Genomic DNA, 1,337 nt, shown 5'->3' on the forward strand with positions numbered 1-1,337 from the left:
CGGGCGCGCGGGGGGGGGGGGGGGGGCGCGCGGCGCGGGGGGGGGGGGGGGGAGGCGGGGGGGGGGGGGGGGCGGGCGGGCGGGGGGGGGGGGGGGGGGGGGGGGGCGGGGGGGGGGGCGGGGGGGGGGGGCCGCGGGGCGGCCGCGGCGGGGCGGGGGGGCGGGGGGGCGGCGCCCCGCCCGCCGCCCGCCGCGCCCAGCGCGATGCCGCCGAGCAGGGCCGTCACGGCGAGGGTCATGCCCTCGTTGAGGCGGCCCGGCGGGACCGCGCGCTGCACGAGGGTCATGCCGGTGACCATCGTCGGCGCCGTGGCCATGCCCGCCAGCAGCAGCGCGGGCGCCAGCAGCGGCAGCGAGTCCGCCCGGGCGGCCAGCGGCGGCAGCGTCATCAGCGCGGCCATCGCCGCCGCGCACACGGCGAACCGGCCGCGGTCCGAGCCGCCGAGCCGCAGCGCCCCGAAGAGCAGCCCGGCCCCGGCGGAGCCGGCGGGGTGGGCGGGGAGCACCGGCCCCGCCCAGCCCTGCTGCCCGCGCTCGTCGGCGAAGGCGAGGGTGACCACCTCCAGGGCGCCGAAGATCGCCCCGGCGCAGACGAACGCCGCCAGCAGCACCGGCATGCCCGGCGCCCGCAGCGGCCCGGGGCCGCCGCCCGCCCGGGGCGGCGCGGGCGGCGGCTCGGTGCGGCGCTGCGCGGCGAACGCCAGGGCGCCCGCGAGCAGCAGCGCCGAGGCGGTCACCGTGCCCGCCGCGGGGAAGAGCGCCGTGCACAGGAGCGCGGCCAGCATCGGCCCGCACAGGAAGCACAGCTCGTCCATGGCCTGTTCGAAGGCGTTGGCGGTGTGCCGGGCCGCCGCGTGCTCCGGGGTCGCCTCGCGGAAGATGTGCGCCCAGCGGGCCCGGGACATGCCGCCGGTGTTGGGCGTGGCGCCGGTCAGCAGCACGCAGCAGAACCAGCTCCACACGGGCGCCCCGAGCAGCACGCACAGCAGCAGCGCGGCGTGGCCCGCCACGCAGACCGCGACGGCCGGGACCAGGACGGCGGCCTGGCCCCGCCGGTCCACCCGCCGGGCGATCAGCGGACCGGCGACCACCGAGGCGATCAGCCCGGTGGCCTGGACCGCGCCGGCCAGCGCGTAGGAGCCGTGGTGCGCGGTGATCATGATGACCGCCGAGACGCTGAACATGCCCATCGGCAGCCGGGCGACGAGGTTCGGCACGGTGAACGCCAGGGCGCCGGGCCGGGCGAGGAGCGCGCGGTAGGAGACGCGGGGGCGGGCGGGGCCGGGGGGGGGCGGCGGGCCCGCGGGCCCCCCCCCCGCCGCCCGGCCCGCCCCCCC

General features: G+C 82.7%; 1 protein-coding gene. It reads right to left on the reverse strand.

From position 1 onward, the window contains the following. On the reverse strand, nucleotides 1-1,217 hold a 1,217-nt coding region (locus BN2279_RS09695), incomplete at its 3' end, for an MFS transporter (RefSeq protein ID WP_456112203.1). Nucleotides 1,218-1,337 lie beyond the last annotated feature (120 nt).

This window comes from Streptomyces specialis (genome assembly GCF_001493375.1).
Classification (GTDB): Bacteria; Actinomycetota; Actinomycetes; order Streptomycetales; family Streptomycetaceae; genus Streptomyces; species Streptomyces specialis.